The sequence below is a fragment of the Thiolapillus sp. genome, from assembly GCF_048562965.1.
Lineage (GTDB): Bacteria > Pseudomonadota > Gammaproteobacteria > Chromatiales > Chromatiaceae > Thiolapillus > Thiolapillus brandeum_A.
Window position 1 is genome coordinate 1 of record NZ_JBHNMF010000501.1, and the last position, 2,370, is coordinate 2,370.

The window sequence follows — 2,370 nt, forward strand, 5'->3', positions numbered from 1 at the left end:
CGCAGTCTTCGCAGTCTTCGCAGTCTTCGCAGCCATGGACTTTCCGGATGCTGCAGCATTTCCAGCTTTGGTCTCCTGTGCCTGACAGGCGGTCAATACAGTCGCAACAGCAGCCGCAACGAGGGTAGGAGCGATTTTCTTTATACTCATGACATTCTCCTCGATTAGTTACGGACCTGCGTCCAGTTTTCGATGACAGGATACTCAGACGGATACGGCTGGCTCCATACATGCTTCGGGCCGGTCAGCGGCTCACCGGAAAGCGACTCGAGAAATGCAACCAGGTCTTTCTTCTCGCCGGCACTCAGTCCCAGAGGCTTGAGCTTCTTGCTCTTGAGACTGTCCTTTCCACCGCCGTTATTGTAGAACTCCACGACTTCCGGCAATGTCTTGATCATGCCATTGTGCATGTAGGGGGCGCTGTACTTGAGCTCCCGCAGGGAAGGCGTGATGAACTTGCCCATGTCCTTCTTCTCCAGGGTGACATTGAAATACCCCGGATCACGCTTGAGATTGCGATAGTTGGGAATACCCTGAAACATGGTGAAAGCCATGAAAGCCTGATGGTTCATGGGATCCATGAATACATCGAAGTTTTCAGGAACGCCGGTATTGTGGGGTTTCAGATCACTGAGCAGCGGCCCATTGTGGCACTGTATGCAGCCAGCCTTGCCCTTGAACAGCTTCATGCCGCGCTTGGCCGAGGCAGACATCTTGCCCGTATCGAACGGTGCGCCAGTCGAAGTCAGGGTCTTCAGGTATTCAGGAATCGCTTTGCGCACAGAACCGTTGGAAGGCTCGCCGTATCCGGCATCCTTGAACATCTTCACGTACAAAGGATCCTGCTTCACGCGCTCCTGCATGATCCGCATGTCCATGTTCATGATGTAGTCTTCCGTGATCATCTCGCGGGTCATGTCATTCAAATTTGTACCGATGCGCCCGTCCCAGTTCCACACGTTTTTATGCGCGGTATTCACCAGAGACGAGGCATTGCGGAAATGCCCGTTTCCAGGATAACCCGGAGACAGTGCTTTCTTGCTGCTGTAGGCCTTTTCCGGCACATGGCAGTCGGCACAGGCAATGCCCGCATCGCCCGAGAGGCGCTTGTCAAAGAACAGGCGTTTGCCCAACTCGGCTTTCGCCTTGTCGATTTTCAACTGCGGCAAGGGTCCGATATCCGGATAGCTGGCAGCTTGAGCTGTCACCGCTAATCCGACCCCCAGTGTGGCGGCCAGTAGAGCGCGCCCCGTTGAGACTCTTACAACCATTGGATTTCCTCCAGGTCTATTATTAATTTGCCGGCATCGAGGGATAAGAATCACGCAAACAGCCGACAGCCTGCCCTCTACCATGCACAAAACAGACCAAGTTCAATAAGTTCCATCAAAGCCTGTCAAAACCATACGTTAGGAATGGCTTGTTGACCTGGATCAATAACCCACACTATCTGTATTGAATAAATCGTTCTATCTGCAAATGCCAACGCATCAATTCATTCAGGAGGAGAAAAACCGGAGAGAACTTCCCGCGATTTGGGACAGACAACGGGTGAACAGCGCAATCAGCGCCTCTGTACTTCAGTGTGCCGCAGAAAGCAGAACCGAAAACCGTGCGGCACTACTTGCCTTCCAGCACATAGCGAATGGCTTCGCTGATGACCTCTGGCGAAGTGCCATGGGGAAAGATGAAACGCAGTTCGCCGTCCGGCGCGATCAGATAGGTGGCGGCGGAATGATTGACGGCGTAACCGAACGCGGAATCCTTGAGTTCCACTTCATAATACTGGGCACCATACAGCTTGGCCGCCTTGGCGATTTCCTCTGGCTTTCCGGTGACGCCGATGAAATTGGGGTGGAAGTAATCGACATACTCGTCCAGCAGCTCAAAGGTATCCCGCTTGGGATCCACACTGACAAACACGCCCACCACCTTCTTCAGCTCGTCATCGTTCAGCTCGTTGAAAGCCTGTGCCATGTAGGAAAGGGAAGTCGGACATACATCCGGGCATTTGGTATAGCCAAAATACAGCAGCACCACTTTTCCCCGGTAGTCTTTGAGACGGAAAGGCCCCTTGCTGGTTTGCAGGGCAAAATCACCACCGGGAGGTGCATCGGTAATGCCGGGCACATCCAGCTCTGGAGCTGTCTTGCCCGCTGACAACAGCAGCGATGCCCACAGCGCTCCAAATACCAGTAGAACAATTTGTGTTCTGCGAATCATGAAACCCTGTAAAAATCTGCGTTCTAAGAACGCAGACTTGCCTTTTGCCCCCTATAAGGGGGCTTTGATGCCAGCCTTCTGAGAAGGCTGGCTGGTGAGTTATCCCATTTCATTGATTACTTGCCCAAGTCCATTTGAACTTGGCGT

General features: G+C 52.9%; 2 protein-coding genes. Both read right to left on the reverse strand.

Translation table 11 applies throughout. The features are described 5' to 3' along the window. Positions 1–164: 164 nt before the first annotated feature. Complete coding sequence (locus ACOCD2_RS16915) at positions 165–1,271, reverse strand: cytochrome-c peroxidase (RefSeq protein WP_293652874.1); 1,107 nt, start codon at positions 1,269–1,271, stop codon at positions 165–167. 349 nt (positions 1,272–1,620) lie between these two features. Beyond that, positions 1,621–2,223, reverse strand: coding sequence for an SCO family protein (locus ACOCD2_RS16920; protein ID WP_293652875.1), 603 nt, complete (start codon positions 2,221–2,223; stop codon positions 1,621–1,623). Positions 2,224–2,370 lie beyond the last annotated feature (147 nt).

Bases quoted from the DNA above. Each gene is read 5' to 3' on its own strand.
- ACOCD2_RS16920 (WP_293652875.1), bottom strand. From the start codon at position 2,223: ATGATTCGCAGAACACAAATTGTTCTACTGGTATTTGGAGCGCTGTGG.
- ACOCD2_RS16915 (WP_293652874.1), bottom strand. From the start codon at position 1,271: ATGGTTGTAAGAGTCTCAACGGGGCGCGCTCTACTGGCCGCCACACTG.